This window comes from Aeromonas popoffii (assembly GCF_000820025.1).
Classification (GTDB): domain Bacteria; phylum Pseudomonadota; class Gammaproteobacteria; order Enterobacterales; family Aeromonadaceae; genus Aeromonas; species Aeromonas popoffii.
Genome location: NZ_CDBI01000077.1, coordinates 15,294 through 33,495, shown reverse-complemented (window position 1 = coordinate 33,495; position 18,202 = coordinate 15,294). Strand labels below are relative to the sequence as shown.

The 18,202-nt window shown below is 59.2% G+C and carries 16 protein-coding genes and 1 riboswitch; of the genes, 9 read left to right on the top strand and 7 right to left on the bottom strand.

What is annotated here, in order from left to right:
* The first annotated feature begins 84 nt into the window (after window positions 1-84).
* Both BN1129_RS16410 and aphA read left to right on the top strand, forming a co-directional pair.
* Window positions 85-759: a Dph6-related ATP pyrophosphatase gene (locus BN1129_RS16410; protein WP_042037941.1), complete on the top strand. Its 675-nt coding sequence runs from the start codon at window positions 85-87 to the stop codon at window positions 757-759.
* A 105-nt stretch (window positions 760-864) separates the two neighbouring features.
* Complete coding sequence (gene aphA / locus BN1129_RS16405; RefSeq protein ID WP_042037940.1) at window positions 865-1,584, top strand: acid phosphatase AphA; 720 nt, start codon at window positions 865-867, stop codon at window positions 1,582-1,584.
* A gap of 181 nt (window positions 1,585-1,765) precedes the next feature.
* Here the strand turns inward: aphA and BN1129_RS16400 are convergent, their stop codons facing one another.
* Window positions 1,766-2,029, bottom strand: a complete 264-nt coding sequence (locus BN1129_RS16400; protein ID WP_042037939.1) for a hypothetical protein — start codon at window positions 2,027-2,029, stop codon at window positions 1,766-1,768.
* 175 nt (window positions 2,030-2,204) lie between these two features.
* On the opposite strand from BN1129_RS16400, the gene BN1129_RS16395 reads away from it, so the two are divergent.
* Entirely contained in the window at window positions 2,205-3,026 is an 822-nt protein-coding gene (locus BN1129_RS16395) for an HDOD domain-containing protein (RefSeq protein WP_042037937.1), read from the top strand.
* A 116-nt stretch (window positions 3,027-3,142) separates the two neighbouring features.
* Window positions 3,143-3,643 (top strand): GNAT family N-acetyltransferase, encoded by a 501-nt coding sequence (locus tag BN1129_RS16390; protein WP_042037936.1) that lies wholly within the window; start codon window positions 3,143-3,145, stop codon window positions 3,641-3,643.
* 243 nt (window positions 3,644-3,886) lie between these two features.
* Here BN1129_RS16390 and BN1129_RS16380 read toward each other — a convergent pair whose 3' ends face one another.
* The 4 genes from BN1129_RS16380 to BN1129_RS16370 all read right to left on the bottom strand — a co-directional run bounded on the left by BN1129_RS16380 (window position 3,887) and on the right by BN1129_RS16370 (window position 7,991).
* Window positions 3,887-4,123, bottom strand: coding sequence for a hypothetical protein (locus BN1129_RS16380; protein ID WP_042037933.1), 237 nt, complete (start codon window positions 4,121-4,123; stop codon window positions 3,887-3,889).
* 68 nt (window positions 4,124-4,191) lie between these two features.
* The gene (locus BN1129_RS16375; RefSeq protein ID WP_042037931.1) at window positions 4,192-5,397 is read right to left on the bottom strand and encodes a J domain-containing protein; all 1,206 of its coding nucleotides are present in this window, start codon (window positions 5,395-5,397) and stop codon (window positions 4,192-4,194) included.
* Window positions 5,398-6,070: 673 nt separating this feature from the next.
* The gene (locus BN1129_RS23535) at window positions 6,071-6,247 is read right to left on the bottom strand and encodes a hypothetical protein (RefSeq protein ID WP_021139540.1); all 177 of its coding nucleotides are present in this window, start codon (window positions 6,245-6,247) and stop codon (window positions 6,071-6,073) included.
* Window positions 6,248-6,713: 466 nt separating this feature from the next.
* Complete coding sequence (locus BN1129_RS16370; protein WP_042037929.1) at window positions 6,714-7,991, bottom strand: cation:proton antiporter; 1,278 nt, start codon at window positions 7,989-7,991, stop codon at window positions 6,714-6,716.
* 203 nt (window positions 7,992-8,194) lie between these two features.
* On the opposite strand from BN1129_RS16370, the gene metH reads away from it, so the two are divergent.
* Together metH and rimK are read left to right on the top strand one after the other, a co-directional pair.
* Window positions 8,195-11,890 carry a methionine synthase gene (gene metH, locus BN1129_RS16365; protein ID WP_042037927.1) on the top strand — a complete coding sequence of 1,232 codons (3,696 nt, stop codon included), beginning with the start codon at window positions 8,195-8,197 and terminating at the stop codon, window positions 11,888-11,890.
* 239 nt (window positions 11,891-12,129) lie between these two features.
* Window positions 12,130-13,026, top strand: a complete 897-nt coding sequence (rimK, locus tag BN1129_RS16360) for a 30S ribosomal protein S6--L-glutamate ligase (RefSeq protein WP_042037925.1) — start codon at window positions 12,130-12,132, stop codon at window positions 13,024-13,026.
* A gap of 120 nt (window positions 13,027-13,146) precedes the next feature.
* Here rimK and BN1129_RS16355 read toward each other — a convergent pair whose 3' ends face one another.
* Window positions 13,147-14,376, bottom strand: coding sequence for a sensor histidine kinase (locus BN1129_RS16355; RefSeq protein WP_042037924.1), 1,230 nt, complete (start codon window positions 14,374-14,376; stop codon window positions 13,147-13,149).
* Between the two features lie 55 nt (window positions 14,377-14,431).
* Window positions 14,432-15,100, bottom strand: coding sequence for a response regulator transcription factor (locus BN1129_RS16350; protein WP_042037922.1), 669 nt, complete (start codon window positions 15,098-15,100; stop codon window positions 14,432-14,434).
* 90 nt (window positions 15,101-15,190) lie between these two features.
* Between BN1129_RS16350 and BN1129_RS16345 the strand changes: the two genes are divergently transcribed.
* The 3 genes from BN1129_RS16345 (at window position 15,191) to aerA (ending at window position 17,970) form a co-directional block, all read left to right on the top strand.
* The gene (locus BN1129_RS16345) at window positions 15,191-15,613 is read left to right on the top strand and encodes a hypothetical protein (protein WP_042037921.1); all 423 of its coding nucleotides are present in this window, start codon (window positions 15,191-15,193) and stop codon (window positions 15,611-15,613) included.
* A gap of 86 nt (window positions 15,614-15,699) precedes the next feature.
* Window positions 15,700-16,191, top strand: a complete 492-nt coding sequence (locus BN1129_RS16340) for a hypothetical protein (protein ID WP_042037919.1) — start codon at window positions 15,700-15,702, stop codon at window positions 16,189-16,191.
* A 300-nt stretch (window positions 16,192-16,491) separates the two neighbouring features.
* Window positions 16,492-17,970 carry a beta-barrel pore-forming toxin aerolysin gene (aerA, locus tag BN1129_RS16335; RefSeq protein ID WP_042037918.1) on the top strand — a complete coding sequence of 493 codons (1,479 nt, stop codon included), beginning with the start codon at window positions 16,492-16,494 and terminating at the stop codon, window positions 17,968-17,970.
* A 105-nt stretch (window positions 17,971-18,075) separates the two neighbouring features.
* A riboswitch (TPP riboswitch) is annotated at window positions 18,076-18,189 on the top strand.
* Window positions 18,190-18,202 lie beyond the last annotated feature (13 nt).

Genomic DNA, 18,202 nt, shown 5'->3' with positions numbered 1-18,202 from the left:
CCGGGATCCTGCTCCCGGGGTGAGTAACAACGATTATACCCGGGGACTCAGCCAGTTTCCGGGCACAAGACAACGGGATAAATCATGACGAAAACCAAGGTGCTGCTCTCCTGGAGCAGTGGTAAGGACAGCGCCTGGGCGCTGCACACATTGCGGCAGGATCCGACCATCGAGGTGGTGGGTTTGTTTACCACGCTCAATCAGGCTTTCGAGCGGGTGGCCATGCACGGAGTGCGCAAGCAGTTGTTGATGCAGCAGGCCGAGTGCGTTGGCTTGCCGCTGACCACCATAGATTTGCCCTGGCCCTGCACCAATGAGGACTACGCCCGTATCATGACCGAGTTCATCGCGGGCGTGGTGGTGCAGGGGATCCGCCACATGGCGTTTGGCGACCTCTTCCTCGAGGATGTGCGCGCTTATCGGGAGAAACAGCTGGTGGGAACGGGCATTGAGCCGCTGTTTCCACTGTGGGGCAGCGACACGGGCGAGCTGGCGCAGCAGATGATGGCGGCTGGCCTGAAGGCCAGGATAAGCTCCCTGGACCCGAAAAAACTGGATGCCAGCCTGGGCGGCCACGCGTTTGATCCCGCCTTGCTGGCCGTCCTGCCCACCGGGGTGGACCCCTGCGGTGAGAATGGCGAGTTTCATACCTTGGCCTGGGATGGCCCCATGTTCTCCCGTCCGCTCGGGATCCGGGTAGGGGAAACCGTGCAGCGAGACGGTTTTGTCTTTACCGATCTGCTACCCATCGAAGATTAATGTTCTGGCGTCAAATGCTCCCTTTTGCTGGAGCATTCACAGTTTGAGGGATTGGATGGGGGCACCATTGACCCCTCTTTTGATTGCAGATGATGACTCCTTCTTATGACACACTTCTCTCGACCGGCGCTGCTTGCCTCCTTGTTGGCGGCTGCGCTCTCTCTGCCTGCCCTGGCTGGTGACGCTGCGATCGTTCAGCCTGTTGCTGCCGGTGTCACCACAGTCACCCTGGCCCAGCAGGCCCCTATTCACTGGGTGTCGGTGGAGCAGATTGCCGCCAGTCTGGATGGCCTGCCGCCGATGGCGGTGGGCTTCGATATCGACGATACCCTGCTCTTCTCCAGCCCGGGCTTCTATCGCGGCAAGCAGGAGTTCTCGCCCAACGACGAGAGCTATCTGAAGAATCCCGCCTTTTGGGAGAAGATGAACAACGGCTGGGATGCGTTCAGTGTGCCCAAAGAGGTGGGCAAGGCGCTGATCGCCATGCATCTCAAACGCGGCGATCACATCTATTTCGTCACCGGTCGATCGGCCACCAGGACCGAGACGGTGAGCCAGACGCTGCAGCAGACCATGGGGATCCCGACCGAGCGGCTCAATCCGGTGATCTTCGCCGGTGATGAACCGGGTCAGAACACCAAGGTGCAGTGGCTCAAGGATAAGCAGATGAAGATCTTCTACGGCGATGCGGATGGGGATATCAAGGCGGCGCAGGCCGTGGGTGTGCGTGGCATTCGCCTGCTGCGGGCAGCCAACTCTACCTATCGGCCGCTGCCGCTGGCGGGCGCGTTGGGGGAAGAGGTAATAGTCAACTCCCAGTTCTGAACGCCGTCTGTTGGGTGGCAAAAGGGCCGGATCCTGTCAGGATCCGGCCCTTTTTTCGGGCGCCTGGCGGGCGACCAAGGTATTGCCGCTGGCGGGTTTGCCGTCTGCTCCAGGCTTGCCGCGCATCTCCTGATAGAAGGAGAGGCCTATGTAGCCGGTGCGATTCGTCGGGCTGAGGTACTTATTCGGCCCAGGGCATCTCGGGCAGGGAGTCCAGAAACTGAGCGTAACGCTCAAGATTGAAGGCACCCTGTTCGGCTTCCATCGCCATCAGCTCGGCGCCGAGGGCACAGGCGATGTATTGCAGCGCCTCTTCCCGTGGGGTGCCCTTCATCACCAGTCGCATCAGGGTTGCCTTGACCTGCAACGGGTGGCCATCGATCAGCTGGTTGTCGACCATTTCCAGCAGGGTCTGTTCGTCAAAGAACTCGGTGGGTTCGCTCATGCTCAACTTCCTCGTCATGCCATTAAAGGGGGCCAGTATAGCCACAATGCTATTAACACATTGAAATATGTCGATAAAAACATTTTCGTGAGGCTGCTTTTTGTTACCCATACTTACTGAGGGTTTGCTGTCGGCAAACGAAAACCATCATAAAATTGTATGGACGGATATCAAGATGCCCACCATAGACTCGCTATTATCCAAGCCCCAAAATCTGCCCAATGTGCCCGAAGTCATGCGCGATCTGGTGCAGACCTTCAGTGAGAAAGACCCGGATATCCTATTGATCGCCAAGAAGATCAACAAGGATCCCGTCATTTCTGCCAAGTTGCTGCGGCTGGCCAATTCCGCCAAGTTTGGCGGCAGTCGCCAGGTCGGCACCGTCAACGAAGCGGTCGTGCGACTCGGGGTCGATGTGGTGCGCAACATGGTGCTGGCGTGCGGCCTGACAGGCTCCATCAATGCGGTGCCCGGCATCGACCTCAAACACTTCTGGGGCAAGGTGTTCGACGTGGCGGAGCTGGCCAGACGGCTCGCCAAGCTCAAGGGTATGAAGGGGGAGGAGGTGTTCACCTGCGCCCTGCTCTATGACATGGGGCGACTCATCATGCATGTAGGATTGCCGGAAAACATGGTAAACCACATCAAGGATCTGGAGCCGAGCAAGGGGCGCGCCAAGGCCGAGGAGCTGGTGGTCGGCTTCAACTATGCCCAGACCGGGGCCGAGATGGCCAGGCGCTGGCAATTTCCCCTCAGCATCTGCCACGCGGTGGAGTATCACTACAACCCCTTGCTGGCCAAAGAGTTCTCTGCCGAGGCTGCGCTTATCCACCTGGGCATAGTGTTGGCGGCGCAATCGGATGTGGGGGAGGAGGCGCCCCCCGAGTGGCCCACTCAGGTGGCCGAGCGACTCGGTCTGGCCTGGCCGGATTGTGCCGCCGTGTTCATGGCCTTGCGCGAGCAGGGCAATGGTTATGCGGGCCTGCTGGCGGCCTGAGTCCGCTCATCTTGCTATCGGGGTCGCACTGCGGCCCTTTTTCATGGGGTTTACCTTGCCAACGAGGCGGAGCAGGGGCAGTCTTGAGGGCCTTTTTTGCTGAAAGAGTCCTTGCCATGATCCTCTCCGAGCGCCTGCTGCTGCGCGAACTGACCCTAGCCGATGCCCCCTTCATTCTCGCATTGCTTAACGATCCCGACTTTCATCGCTATATAGGGGACCGGGGGATACGCACCCTGCTCGACGCCGAAAACTACATCCAGCAGGGGCCTGCCGTCAGCTATGCCCGTTATGGTCACGGGCTCTATCTGGTGGTGCGCAAGGAGGATGGTGCCAGCCTCGGTATCTGCGGTTTGATCAAGCGCGATACCCTGGAGCAGGTCGATATCGGTTATGCCTTCCTGCCGCAATATCGAGGTCAGGGTTACGGCATAGAAGCGGCGCAGGCCGCCCTTGCCGATGGCAAAAACCGGTTGGGGATTGGGCAAGTGGTCGCCATCGTCACGCCGGGCAACGAGCGATCGGTGGCACTGCTGGCCAAGCTGGGGCTGGTGCGCAGTCGTCTGGTCAAGCTGAGTGAGGATGCTGACGAGTGTCTGCTGCTGGAACAGGCTTGACAGCCTTTTATGGTGGTTGCTGGCAGGCATTGGCGCTGATAATCCGTGCTCCATCATCGTCTCTCTGCAAGCCATGGGCTGATGCAGCAACAGACTGAATAATATGAGGAATCAGCATGATTATCCCATTGGCAATCCGCCTGATAGCCGTCGTTATGGCCCTCATCCACATAGCAGCCTGCCGTCCGGAAGTAGTGTCCATCCCCAGCACAGGATTGCTTGGCAAGATCTGCCCGGCCAGCGTCAGCAAGAGGGGGAGGTGATCCTGTGGTTTGCCACCCAATCACAGGCATCCTGCACCCTTCCCAGCTCAAGATAAAATTGCACCAGCGTATCGTGATGGTTTGGGGAGTCGCTGGTTTGTTGAACCCGCCCCTGGCTGGCCAGTTGCAGCCCCTTGGCAAAGCTGGCCTCACCACTTAACGCTTTCAGTTCGGCAATATCGATCAGTTCATCGAAATGGGTGGCATGGCGGGCCAAGGCACTCTCCTTCTGTGGCGTGATGGCAGTGAGAGGATGCGATATCGCGCATCGGGTGATGGGCGAGCTTAGCGAAAGAAGATCTCGTCAAATCCTGCTGCCTCATCCCAGGCAGCATACTCGCGTTCATCCCAGCGCTTTGCCAGATATGGCTTGAGGGTCTGCAGGGTGGTGATGGTCGCCAACTGTGTATGCAGCTGCTTGATGTCGCGCTGCAGATAGTGCTGGTGATCCTCGAACGCGAGATCGGTCTTCTTCTTCGAACTCTGTTTGAACTTATGCAAGACAGCCCCCTGCAACCCCTCGGTACCCCCGTAGTAACGGACCTTCAGCTCACATATCTTCAGCTTGAGCGCGGGGTTGATGGCCGCGAGGTTCTCCTCGCTCAGCAGGTTTTCTGCCTCGGGCAGATGGCTATGGGCCAGTTGCAGCAGGGTAAACAGATCCCGTTGTTCCCAAGCGAGGCTGAGCTCCCCCATGATGCGAGTCTTCGCATCCCGCTGTGCCGGGTCCTGCTCCCGGTCGGGGTGCAGCGCCATCGCCAGCTTGCGATAGAGCTGTTTGAGGGTCGAGCTGTCGAGCAGCTGCTCAACCCTGGCGACCTCGTCCGGATGGACGTGGTCATGGCGGGTCTGCCAGCGTTCGAATGGCTCATCACTGGCAAACGCTTCCTCGGCAAAGTCCGGCTCTTCGTCATCCCACTCTGCTGCACCGGCGTCACCAGCCCTTCTCATTTCCGCTTGCGCTTTCATATAGTCGCGCAGCTTCTCGGGGTGTCTGACCATCTCGCGCAGCACCTCGATATCATCGGGGCTGTCACCGAACGCCTCTTGCAGCATGTGAGTGATAAAGTCGCAGCTCGCCTCGAGCTGCGCTTCATCAAGCTGGGTGACACTGCCCGATTGCACCGCCATATAGAGTGACTCCAGATCCAGCTCTCCCCGAAACGGGTTGGATTCAAGATATTCCATCAACTCATTGAGCCAGTCATGGAGCATCTCGCGTTGCCACTGGGTAAAACTCTTACGGGCGGTAAATCCGGCCAGCCGCTGGCAAAGCTGAAAAATCAACGCACACTGCTGACGTTCGAGGGGTTCAATGTCGCTGACAAAGCGCTGATAGATGCCTGCCCCCTCCTGCTCCTGTTTGGCCAGTTTGGCCTGCAGCTTCTCGATGTCTTGCCACTGACGATGAAAAGAGGCAAGGGCAGGATTATCGTGGCGCGGCTCGACCGCTTTGCGCTTGGCCGAGGTTTTACGCTTGGTCAGTGACATGGGGGCTCCAGGGGAATGGTCAGAGATTCAACAACCTGCATCGGTCGTTGCCGTGGGCAGATTAACAGAGGGAAATAGCACTGACTACTTCCGGGGGAGAGGGAAAAGTGGCGAACGCCGCCAGCTGCGAACCTGTGTCCAAGGTTGGCAAGGGGTCGCGAACATCTGATGATTACGCTTCGCTGATCAAACCTGCGGGATCGGCGAAGAATGTCCGTTCAGCCCCTTGCGCCAGTCTTGGCAGAATGGGTCATGGGCCTTCAGGACATAGAAGTTGCTGCGCTCGGGCATGGTCACTCTTTCGTAAAGTAATCCGAATCCAGAGTCTTGATGGTTCGGGTCTGGCGCTTGCCATTGCCCTGCGACACCTTGAGTGCTACAGGCATCATGGCTTTATGGCCGGTTATCGTTTCGGGGTGATCAGTGCGAGATAAAACAGAGGCTTATCTTGCCAATGCAACTTGAATGGAGCTACTGGACATGTTGCAGATTGTGGGCTTTATCTGCTGATGCGTGCGGGGCAGGGGAGGTCAAGTCAGGTCAGTGGCAACCTTGCGCTGGTATCAGCTGATGTTGCCTTGATGGGGGTCACTTGGGTGGTGACCAAGGCCGCAAAGAGGCCGCCGTGAGTTGCGGCCTGTCTGCATCGGGCGCTGCCGGTTGGCAGGCAGGATCAGTTGAGGTCTTCGATGGAGAACTCGCCAGCGATACCATCACAGGAGATGGCGAAACCGCCGCTGAAGCGGGTGCTGAACTGGATCAGAAACGCATCGGAATCCTGCTCTTGCACAGGCAGGTTGATGGGCTTGCTACGACGCAGGGGCTTGTGTGTATGTATGGTTTTCATCATTGTATTTCTCTATATAAATTAAGTGTTTGCTCCTTGTTTTTGCAAATTTCAGGTTAATGGGCGCGGCCAACCGGTGGGGTCGACAAGCGCGCAGGAATACCCAGCCCGAGTCACGGGCGTCTGCACTGTCAAGGAATATGCTGATGCATAAATCAAATTGGGTGGGCAGATCGGGTCTGCACCGTGAGAGCCGGGCAACGCAGGCAGACAGCCTGACGGTTCTCAAGGCGAGTAAATCAGAGGAAGGTTATGTAGGTACTGGCAGGATTCATCTAACGTTGAAGCATTGCGAACATAAACAGGGCTGATTAACTAGCCGGCGCGCATTCTCTCCTCGATATGAATAAAAAGCAAACAATTATTTGGTGGTTTTGTATCAAATCCGTTTTTTTCGGTATCGCCAGTCACAAAAAGGGCTCCCGTCGGGAGCCCTTTTGCATGGTGCCACCAGTGGTCAGCGGGTGACTCAGTAGTCGCCGCAGGCCTTCTTGGCGGCGGTGATCATAGGTGTAATGGTCATGCCCTGCACCACGATGGAGAACATCACCACCGAGTAGGTCATCACCAGTATGACCTGACGCAGATCGACGTTGTGCTCGGGTATCATCATGACACCGGAAGGCAGTGCCAGCGCCATGGCCATGGCCAGACCACCGCGCAGACCGCCCCAGGTGAGGATCCGCACCGAGAAGGTGTTGTAGTTGCGGAATTTGCGGAAGGCCATGTAGGGCAGCGACACGCTGATGAAGCGGGCGGCCAGACAGAGGGGAACCGCGATGACCAGCAGGATCCAGTCTTGCCAGGCGAGCTCCAGCAACACCAGCGCCAGACCGATCAGCAGGAACAGCAGGGCGTTGAGGAACTGGTCCATCAACTCCCAGAAGTGATCCAGGTGATGGCGGCTCTGCTCGGAGAAGCCGGAGTGACGGGTCCAGTTGCCGATCATGATACCGGTGACCACCATGGCCAGGGCGCCGGAGACGCCGATCATGTTGGCCAGCGCAAAGCCGGCAGTCGGGATGCACAGGGTCAGCAGCAGCTCCAGGGAGCCGTCATCGGTGGCGCTGATCATCACGTGGGCGATGAGGCCCAGCACGGCGCCGAACAGTATGCCGCCGAGGGCTTCATGCAGGAACAGGCCGGCCACGCTGCCGAAGGTGGGTTCCACCCCGCCAAAGGCGACGGCAAACACGGTGGCGAAGATCACCAGACCGACACCGTCGTTGAACAGGGATTCCCCTTCGATCTGGATGGCGATCTGGGGGGGCGCCTTCATCTTCTTGACGATGGCCAGCACGGCGATGGGGTCGGTGGGGGAGATCAGGGCCCCGAACAACATGCAGTAGACCAGCGGCAGCTCCCAGCCCAGCAGCTTGGCGATGAACCAGAAGCCGTAGCCGATGAGTAAGGTAGAGAGCAGGGTCGCCACGATGGAGAGAATGGTGATTTCCCACTTCTGGCTACGCAATGCCTTCAGGTTGATGCCGAGACCACCGGCGAACAGCAGGAAGCCCAAGATCCCCTTCAGCAGGAAATTCTGGAAATCTATGCTCTCCATGGTTTTGACGGCCAGGGGTTCGAGATTGAACCAGCCCAGCTTACCGAACAGCACCAGCAGCGCGGAGATCAGCATGGATCCGGCGGTGATGGCGATGGTGGTCTGGATCTTCACAACATACTGATTGGCAAAGGCGATGAAGATCGCCAACGCTGCCAGGAAGCAGAGTGTGTAGTAGACGCTCATAGTTATTTTTCTCTTTAGTAAACAGCAAGCACGTACCCCTATTGAGGACGGGCATAGGGTACTCTGGGGTCACATGTTACTCATTACCTATTTATGAGTATATATAGCGAGATTACGGACAGATAGACGGCTAGATTTCCATTTGATTTGTTTGCTGCTAGGATGAAGTTCACGCAGTTGCATGGATGTAAGAGGAAAGAGCGGTGTCGAGCATAGAGTCGAATAAAAAGTCGGACATAAAGAAGAGGCTGGAATCCTGTCTCAAGGAACGGATCCTGATCATCGACGGGGCCATGGGCACCATGATCCAGGGCTACAAGCTGGGCGAGGCGGATTATCGCGGTGAGCGGTTTGCCGACTGGCATACCGACATCAAGGGTAACAACGACCTGCTGGTGCTGACCCGGCCCGGGATCATTCGTGAGATCCACGATCAGTATTGTGCCGCCGGGGCCGACATCCTCGAGACCAACACCTTCAACGCTACCCGCATCGCCATGGCCGATTACGAAATGGAGGCCTTCTCCGCCGAGATCAACCGCGAGGCCGCTCGTCTGGCCCGCGCCGTGGCGGACGAGTGGACGGCCAAAGACCCGGCCAAGCCGCGCTTTGTCGCCGGGGTGTTGGGCCCTACCAACCGCACTTGCTCCATCTCGCCGGACGTGAACGATCCCGGCAAGCGCAACGTCACCTATGACCAGCTGGTGGCTGCGTATACGGAGTCGACTCACGCCCTGATTGAGGGGGGCGCCGACCTCATCTTGATCGAGACCATCTTCGATACCCTCAACGCCAAGGCTGCTGCCTTCGCGGTGGATCTGGTGTTTGAGGAGCTGGGCTATGCCCTGCCGGTGATGATCTCTGGCACCATCACGGATGCTTCTGGCCGTACCCTCTCCGGCCAGACCACCGAAGCCTTCTATCACTCACTGCGTCATGTAAAGCCCATCTCGTTTGGCCTTAACTGTGCGCTCGGCCCCGATGAGTTGCGCCAGTATGTCGAAGAGCTGTCGCGCATCAGCGAGGCTAACGTCAGTGCCCACCCTAACGCCGGTCTGCCCAATGCGTTTGGTGAGTACGATCTGGATGCCGACGAGATGGCCGCCCATATCCGCGAGTGGGCTTCGAGCGGTTTCCTCAATTTGGTGGGGGGCTGCTGCGGCACCACTCCAACCCACATCCGCGCCATGAGCGACGCCGTGGCGGGTATCAAGCCGCGCGCCCTGCCCGAGCTGCCGGTGGCCTGCCGGCTGTCTGGGCTTGAGCCGCTTATTATCACGGCGGACTCCATGTTCGTGAACGTGGGGGAGCGGACCAACGTCACCGGCTCGGCCAAGTTCAAGCGACTGATCAAGGAGGGGCTCTACGACGAGGCCCTCGACGTGGCCAAGCAGCAGGTAGAGAGCGGTGCCCAGATCATCGACATCAACATGGACGAGGGGATGCTGGACGCCGAGGCGGCCATGGTGCGCTTCCTGAACCTCATCGCTGGCGAGCCCGACATAGCCAGGGTGCCGGTGATGATTGACTCCTCCAAGTGGGAAGTGCTGGAGGCGGGCCTCAAGTGCGTGCAGGGCAAGCCGGTGGTCAACTCCATCTCCATGAAGGAGGGGGAGGAGAAATTCATTGCGCAGGCCAAGCTGCTGCGCCGCTACGGCGCCGCCGTCATCGTCATGGCGTTCGATGAGGTGGGGCAGGCGGATACCCGTGCCCGCAAGTTCGAGATCTGCCAGCGCGCCTACCGCATCCTGGTTGATCAGGTTGGTTTCCCGCCGGAAGACATCATCTTCGACCCCAACATCTTCGCGGTGGCGACTGGCATCGACGAGCACAACAACTATGCGGTGGACTTCATCGAGGCGGTGAAGGACATCAAGACCCACCTGCCCCACGCCATGATTTCAGGCGGCGTTTCCAACGTCTCGTTTTCGTTTCGCGGCAATGAGCCGGTGCGCGAAGCCATTCACGCGGTCTTCCTCTACCACGCCATTCAGAACGGCATGGACATGGGAATAGTCAACGCCGGTCAGCTCGCCATCTATGAAGATATTCCGGCCGAGCTGAAGGCCAAGGTCGAGGCCGTGGTGCTCAACTTGAGTGACAGCGCCACCGAGGATCTGCTGGCCATCGCCGAGAAGTATCGCGGTGCTGGTGCCCAAGCCGAGGATCCGCGGGATCAGGAGTGGCGCAGCTGGCCGGTGGGCAAGCGGTTGGAGCACGCCCTGGTCAAGGGCATCACAGATTTTATCGAAGAGGATACCGAAGAGGCGCGGGCCGGCGCCGAGAAGCCGCTGCACGTCATCGAAGGGCCGTTGATGGATGGCATGAACGTGGTCGGCGACCTGTTCGGTGCGGGCAAGATGTTCCTGCCCCAGGTGGTGAAGTCGGCGCGGGTGATGAAGCGGGCGGTGGCCTATCTGCAGCCCTATATCGAAGCCGAAAAACAGGGCGGCTACAGCAACGGCAAGATAGTGCTCGCCACCGTGAAGGGGGATGTGCACGACATCGGCAAGAACATCGTCGGCGTTGTGCTGCAGTGCAACAACTACGAGATCGTGGATCTCGGCGTCATGGTCTCCTGCGAGACCATCCTCAAAACGGCGCGGGAAGTGGGGGCCGATATCATCGGTCTCTCTGGCCTGATCACACCGTCTCTCGACGAGATGGTGCACGTGGCCAAAGAGATGGAGCGCCAGGGCTTCAAGCTGCCGCTCTTGATCGGCGGCGCCACCACCTCCAAGGCGCACACCGCGGTCAAGATAGAGCAGAACTACTCGGAGCCCGTGGTCTATGTCTCCAACGCCTCGCGCGCGGTGGGGGTGGCCCAGAGCCTGCTCAACCCGGAACTCAAGCCTGCGTTTGTCGCCCGCATCGACAAGGAGTACGAGGTTGCCCGTGATCAGCATGCCCGCAAGCAGCCGAGATCCCGGCCGGTCAGCCTGGCCCACGCCCGCGCCAACCGGCAGCAGCTGGACTGGGTGAATTATCAACCGCCCAGGCCCCGCGAGCCGGGTGTACAGACGTTCGAGAACGTGCGCGTCTCTGTGCTGCGCCCCTACATCGACTGGACGCCGTTTTTCCTCAGTTGGGAGCTGGCGGGCAAGTATCCGCGCATTCTCGAAGACGAGATCATAGGTGAGGAGGCGACCAAGCTGTTTGCCGATGCCAACGCCATGCTGGACAAACTCGAGTGCGATGGCAGTGTGCGCTGCGCTGGGGTGATCGGCCTGTTCCCCGCTAACGCCGTGGGCGACAGCATTGAGGTCTACAGCGACGAGTCGCGCAGCGAAGTGAAAAAAGTGCTGCATCATCTGCGTCAGCAGAGCGAGAAGCAGGGCTTTCCCAACTACTGTCTGGCGGACTATGTGGCGCCGAAAGAGAGCGGCAAGCCCGACTGGATCGGTGCCTTCGCGGTGACCGGCGGCATCGGCGAAGAGGCCATCGCCAATGCCTACAAAGCCGATCACGATGACTACAATGCCATCCTCATCCAGGCGGTGTGTGACCGTCTCGCCGAGGCCTTCGCCGAGTATCTGCACGAACAGGTACGCAAGGTTCACTGGGGCTATGCCCCCGACGAGGCCCTCAGCAACGAGGAGCTGATCCGCGAGAACTATCGTGGCATACGTCCGGCCCCCGGCTACCCCGCCTGTCCCGAGCACACTGAAAAAGGGAGCATCTGGGAGCTGCTGGGCGTGGAGCAGGCCATCGGCATGCAGCTCACCGAATCCTACGCCATGTGGCCGGGGGCGGCGGTGTCGGGCTGGTACTTCTCCCACCCCGAGAGCAAATACTTTGCGGTGGCGCAGATCCAGCAGGATCAGGTCGAGGATTACGCTGTCCGTAAGGGGATGACCCTGGCAGAAGCAGAACGCTGGCTGGGACCAAACCTGAACTGAATAGTGATCTTCCCCGTGACACAGGTTGATCTTTGACGAGAAACGGCGGCATCCTTGGGCTGGTGGACACTCCAGCTTGGAGCCGCCGTTTGACATATCGGTGACAACGGGATTGCAGTGTGCAGTTCTGTGTGGTTTGTCTTGTTGTCAGGAGAAACAATTGGCGTTGTCTTGGCGCTGTGGCACCTTATACTCTCCCGCCCCATCCTGCCCAGGCACTGCCTTCTAGCGGAATTTTCATGAAGATCGCCATTTTATCCCGTGAGCCCAGAAACTATTCCACCCGCCGTCTGGTCGAGGTGGCACAGGCGCGCGGTCATCAGGTCGAGGTGCTCGACACCCTGCGCTGCTACATGAATATCGCCTCCCACAGCCCCTCCATTCATTACGAAGGACGAGCGCTGGAGAGCTACGACGCCGTGATCCCGCGCATCGGCGCCAGCATCACCTTTTACGGTACCGCCGTGCTGCGCCAGTTCGAGATGATGAACACCATGGCCCTCAACAGCTCGGTGGCCATCTCCCGTTCCCGCGACAAGCTGCGTGCCATGCAGCTGTTGTCGCGCCATGGCATAGGTCTGCCCATCACGGGTTATGCCCACAGCACCCACGATGTGCCGGATCTCATTACCATGGTGGGGGGCGCCCCCCTGGTGGTGAAGCTGCTGGAGGGAACCCAGGGGATAGGTGTTGTGCTGTGCGAGACCCAGAAGGCCGCCGAGAGCGTGATCGAGGCCTTTATTCAGACCAACAACAACATCCTGGTGCAGGAGTATATCCGCGAGGCCAACGGCGCCGACATTCGCTGTCTGGTGGTTAATGGCAAGGTGGTGGCGGCCATGCGTCGTCAGGCTCAGCCGGGGGAGTTTCGCTCCAACCTGCATCGTGGCGGCACGGCCGAGGCGATCAAGATAAGCCCGGAAGAGCGGGCGACTGCGGTGCAGGCCGCCAAGATCATGGGGCTGGATGTGGCCGGGGTGGACATTCTGCGCAGTGCCCGTGGCCCGCTGGTGCTGGAGGTCAACTCCTCCCCCGGCCTGCAAGGGGTGGAGGCGGCCTCCGGCAAGGATGTAGCGGGCAAGATCATCGAGTTCCTGGAGCTCAAGGCGAGCCGCAAGAACAAGCCCGCCGAATGAGCCGCAGACGGCTTGCATCGCGGTATTAACACAAGGCGCCTTCGGGCGCCTTGTCGTTTCTGGCCTCCCTTCTCCCGCTTTTTGGCATAAACGGGGAGAAGGGCTGGGGATGAGGGGGGGCTATGCCTCCGTGAGGTCGGTGGTGATCATCACCAGTCGGGCGCTGAACACACCCTCCTCCAGCCGGGTCTCTATCTGCCAGCCGAGCTTCTCGCAGATGCGTTGTATGATGGTGAGGCCGCAGCCGTAGCCGAGGATCTGATCCGGCGCTGCGGCCGTCGGGTTGCTGATGGTGAGCACGGGGCCGCACAGCTCGATCTCGATATGCCCCTCGGCATAGCTGAGGGCGTTCTTGAGCAGGTTGCCGAGCGCGATGGCGAGCAAGGAGAGAGGGGCATTGACCTCGCTCTCCTCATCCAGATGCAGCCGGATATCCAGCGTCTCCCGCTGCAGCAGTGGAGCCAGACGCGCCAGCTCCTGGCGGATCAGCGGAGTGACCTGTTGCAGTGGGCGCTCCACCGCCTCCTTGCGGCCCAGCAGCAGGAAGGTCTCGGTGAGCAGCGCCATCTCGTCGGCGGCAGCGCGGATGCGCAGGGTGGCGCGGGCAGCCGGCGCGGGCAAGTCTGTCACCTTGCCAAGCAGGGCGGCAGAACCCTGGATCACCATGTTGGGGGTGCGCAGCTCGTGGCTGGCGAAGCGGCTGAACTCCTGTTCGCGGGCAAACACGGCGCTGACTTCCTGCTTGCCTGCCAGTAGCGCCAGCTCGATATCCCGCAGCTCCTGCCAGGGGGCGTCGGGCTCGAAATCCGCCTGATCCGGGGTGAGGTGGGCAACCCTGTGTTGCAGTCGTTGCAGTGGCCCGGTGATATGGCGCACCAGCCAGATGCCAAACCCGATACACGCGAGCAGCAGGGTCAGCCCGATCAGCCGGGTCGCCAGATGCAACCTGTCTTCGTAAGGGTCGAGATAGTCATCGGCATCGTCGTTGAACACCAGATAAAGCAGGCCATCTCCCGAGGGGTGGCGGGTGACCAGAAAGTGTTTGTCCTCCTTGCCCAATTGGTGCTCGAAAAAGCCCGGGGTCTGGTAGGGTTTCAGCCACTTCGGCAGGCGGCCCGCCTCGGTCCAGTAGCTGGAGAACTGCCTGGGGCTCGGGGCGGCCGCAGCCGGGCCGAGTCGCAGCCAGTCATCGCTGTAGCGTGTCACTTCCGCCTCCAGCCAGTGGCGCAGGCTCAGCTCCTCCATCTTGTCTTCGGCCACCAGCATCAGCAGGCTGATGATGATCAGCAGCAGCATGCCAGCCCCGCTCAGGGTCAGGATCAGGCGACGGCGCAGGCTGGGCAGGCTCATGGCGGGCTCCCTTTATGCCGGGCTTGTGGCTGGCCGATGCGCGGCGTCGTTCGTCTCATGAGGTCACCAGCCGATAGCCCTGACCGTGCAGGGTTTCCAGCATGGGGGTGGGAAAGGGTTTATCGAGCGCGTTGCGCAGGGCGTAGATGTGACTGCGCAGTGCGTCGGAGTCGGGCTCCTCATCGCCCCAGACGGTGTCGAGCACCTCCTGACGGCTCACCAGATGGGGGGCGCGGCGCACCAGCAGGGTGAGGATCTGGAACGGGATCTTGCCGAGCTTGAGCTCGACCCCGGCGCGGGTGGCGCGGCTACTGGCAGGATCCAGCGTCAGCTCGCCCACGCTGAGGGCACCCATGTCGCAGCGGGGGCCGCGCAGTGCCAGCGCCTGCAGTCGCACCTCCAGCTCCTCCATGGCGAATGGCTTGACCAGATAGTCATCCCCCCCCGCCTTGAAGCCTGCCAGCTTGTCATCCAGGCTGTCGCGGGCAGTGAGAAATAGCACAGGGGTCGGGATCCCCTGCTCACGCAGGCGGGCCACCGTGCTGAGGCCATCGAGGCGCGGCATCATGACGTCCATGATGATGACGTCGAAGCGCTGCTCCGCCAACAGTTGCAGCGCGGCCTGACCGTGATAGGCACAGTCCATCCTGTGCCCCGACAGCTCCAGGTAATCCATGATGGTTTCCGCCACCTGAGGATTGTCTTCCACCACCAGTATTTTCATGTTTTGATCTCCTGGTTTTGACTGGCATTTCACGCTCGTCTCACACTGGACGCGCCATCCTGTGTGGCAGTGTAACCCCGAGGATCCCCGATGAAGAAGTCTCTCTGCGCGCTCTTGCTGTTTATCTTGTTGCCACTTGGCATCGCGCAGTCGGCCGAGTTCAAGTTAACCGGCCGCACCACCTGGCAGCTGGGCCAGCTGATGGTCAACGGCCTGCCGTTCGTGATCGACGACCAGACCCGCTTCAAGGACGGGCTGGGCGAGGACGATCTCGGTGGCACCTGGGTCGAGATGAAGGGGGGCGTGGAGAACGGTGTGCGCTATGTGCGCAAGGTCGAAGCACTGGACGAAGATGACAAGGGCGAAATGGATCTGGAAGGGCCGGTCGAAGCTGGGCGGATCTGGGGTTACACCACCTCGGACAACAGCCTGGCTCCCTTTGAAGGGCGCTGGCTCGAGCTGGAGTGCAAGTTTGACGGCATGCGCCTGAGCCGCTGCCGCGAGGATGACTGATCCGATCTCTGCTTCTCGATTAGAAATGCTCCCGAATGAAGCCCATGCTTGTCCAGCATGGGCTTTTTGTTCAGGGACGAACGAAGATGGAACAATCGAGAAAATGGTGCGCATGGATGCTGGGTGTGCCGCTTTGGGCGGCGCAGGCAGGCGCCGACGAGTTGTGGCTGGTGGCGCTGGAACACAACGATGGCATTCGGCTGCAATTTCAAGGCGCCGAGCTCGAGCTTGGCAGCGCCGCACTGGCCGGGGGGCGTCAGTTTTCCGACCTCAAGCCCGGTATGAAGCTCGCCATCCTGAGTCGCAACGGCGTCGCCGAACATATTCGCCTTTATGGATACGCGCCTGAGTCAGAACCGGCTGCCCAGTGGCGCCGGGCGGAGGGCACCTTGCTCGCCGTGACGGGTCATGCGCTGCAATTGCAGGGGCTGGGCACAATAACATTCGATGCCGGCACCCGCTGGCTCAACGGCAGTCCCGCCGATCTGCAACCGGGGCGTACCCTGGTGCTGACTCGTGACGAGACGGGCCGGGTGACCGAGATACTGATCCCGAATCCGGAGGATGAGCCGAAATAATGCCAAGGTCTTGGTCACTTAATTGGAAAATATTTAAATTGCTAAATTAGAAATCTCTTTTTTAAGAGATTCTTAAATGTTATTAAGTGACGAATTAAATAATGGAGCGCACGCTCTGATATTACATTGCTCAATATAAAGCAATGCTAAATATATCTGCCGATTAATTCTTTTTATATATTTAAGTGTGGATTTGATCGCATAATGAGATTGATGCGACTGATACAGCTATACCCACATGCCACCCGCTGATATATAAAGTTGGTGATGCATGCCAATGTTAAACATAGAGGGGTTGCTATGACAAAATTAAAACTAACTGGCTTGTCATTAATCATGTCTGGCCTGCTGATGGCGCAGGTTCAAGCGGCAGAGCCCGTCTATCCAGACCAGCTTCGCTTGTTTTCATTGGGTCAAGAGGTCTGTGGCGACAAGTATCGCCCCGTCAATCGAGAAGAGGCGCAGAGCGTTAAAAGCAATATTGTCGGCATGATGGGACAATGGCAAATAAGCGGGCTGGCCAATGGCTGGGTCATTATGGGGCCGGGTTATAACGGCGAAATAAAACCAGGAACAGCGTCCAATACCTGGTGTTATCCGACCAATCCTGCTACCGGAGAAATACCAAATCTGTCTGCCCTGGATCTTCCAGATGGTGATGAAGTCGATGTGCAATGGCGGCTGGTACATGACAGTGCGAATTTCATCAAACCAATCAGTTATCTGGCCCATTATCTCGGCTATGCCTGGGTAGGGGGGAATCACAGTCAATATGTCGGTGAAGACATGGATGTGACCCGTGATGGCGATGGCTGGGTGATCCGTGGCAACAATGACGGTGGCTGTGACGGCTATCGCTGTGGTGACAAGACCTCCATCAAGGTGAGCAATTTTGCCTACAACCTGGATCCTGACAGTTTCAAGCATGGCGATGTGACCCAGTCTGACCGCCAACTGGTCAAGACCGTAGTGGGGTGGGCTATCAACGACAGCGACACGCCTCAATCCGGTTATGACGTTACCCTGCGCTACGACACTGCCACCAACTGGTCCAAGACCAACACCTATGGCTTGAGCGAGAAGGTGACCACCAAGAACAAGTTCAAGTGGCCGCTGGTGGGGGAAACCGAGCTCTCCATCGAGATTGCTGCAAACCAGTCCTGGGCCTCCCAGAACGGGGGCTCGACCACCACCTCTTTGTCCCAGTCTGTGCGCCCGACAGTACCGGCCCACTCCAAGATCCCGGTGAAGATAGAGCTCTACAAGGCCGACATCTCCTACCCCTACGAGTTCAAGGCCGATATCAGCTATGACCTGACCCTGAGCGGCTTCCTGCGCTGGGGCGGCAATGCCTGGTATACCCATCCGGACAACCGTCCGAACTGGAACCACACCTTCGTCATAGGGCCATACAAGGACAAGGCCAGCAGTATCCGTTACCAGTGGGACAAGCGTTATATCCCGGGGGAAGTGAAGTGGTGGGATTGGAACTGGACCATACAGCAGAATGGTCTGCCTACCATGCAGAATAACCTGGCCAGGGTGCTGCGCCCGGCTCGGGCCGGGATCACAGGTGATTTCAGTGCCGAGAGCCAGTTTGCCGGCAACATCGAAATCGGCGCTCCCGTGCCGGTCGCTGCCGCCAGCCACTCGAGCCGTGCTCGCAACCTGGGTGCCGGTCAGGGTCTGAGACTGGATATCCCGCTCGATGCACAAGAGCTCTCCGGGCTTGGCTTCAACAATGTCAGCCTCAGTGTGACCCCTGCTACCAACCAATAATGGCAGTGTGTTGCAGTCAGAGAACCGGGCCCATGGCCCGGTTGTTGTTTGCACTGGTCGGTCTTGTTAAATGCTTGTGCTTTCCATTTCCCCACTTATACTGGCGCCATCTTGTCGGAGTGCTGACCGTCGAACGACGCAAAGCTGAGACCGTTAATTCGGGATCCGTGGAACCTGATCAGGTTAAAACCTGCGAAGGGAAACAAGGGTAACTTGCGGGTTACCGCGCCGG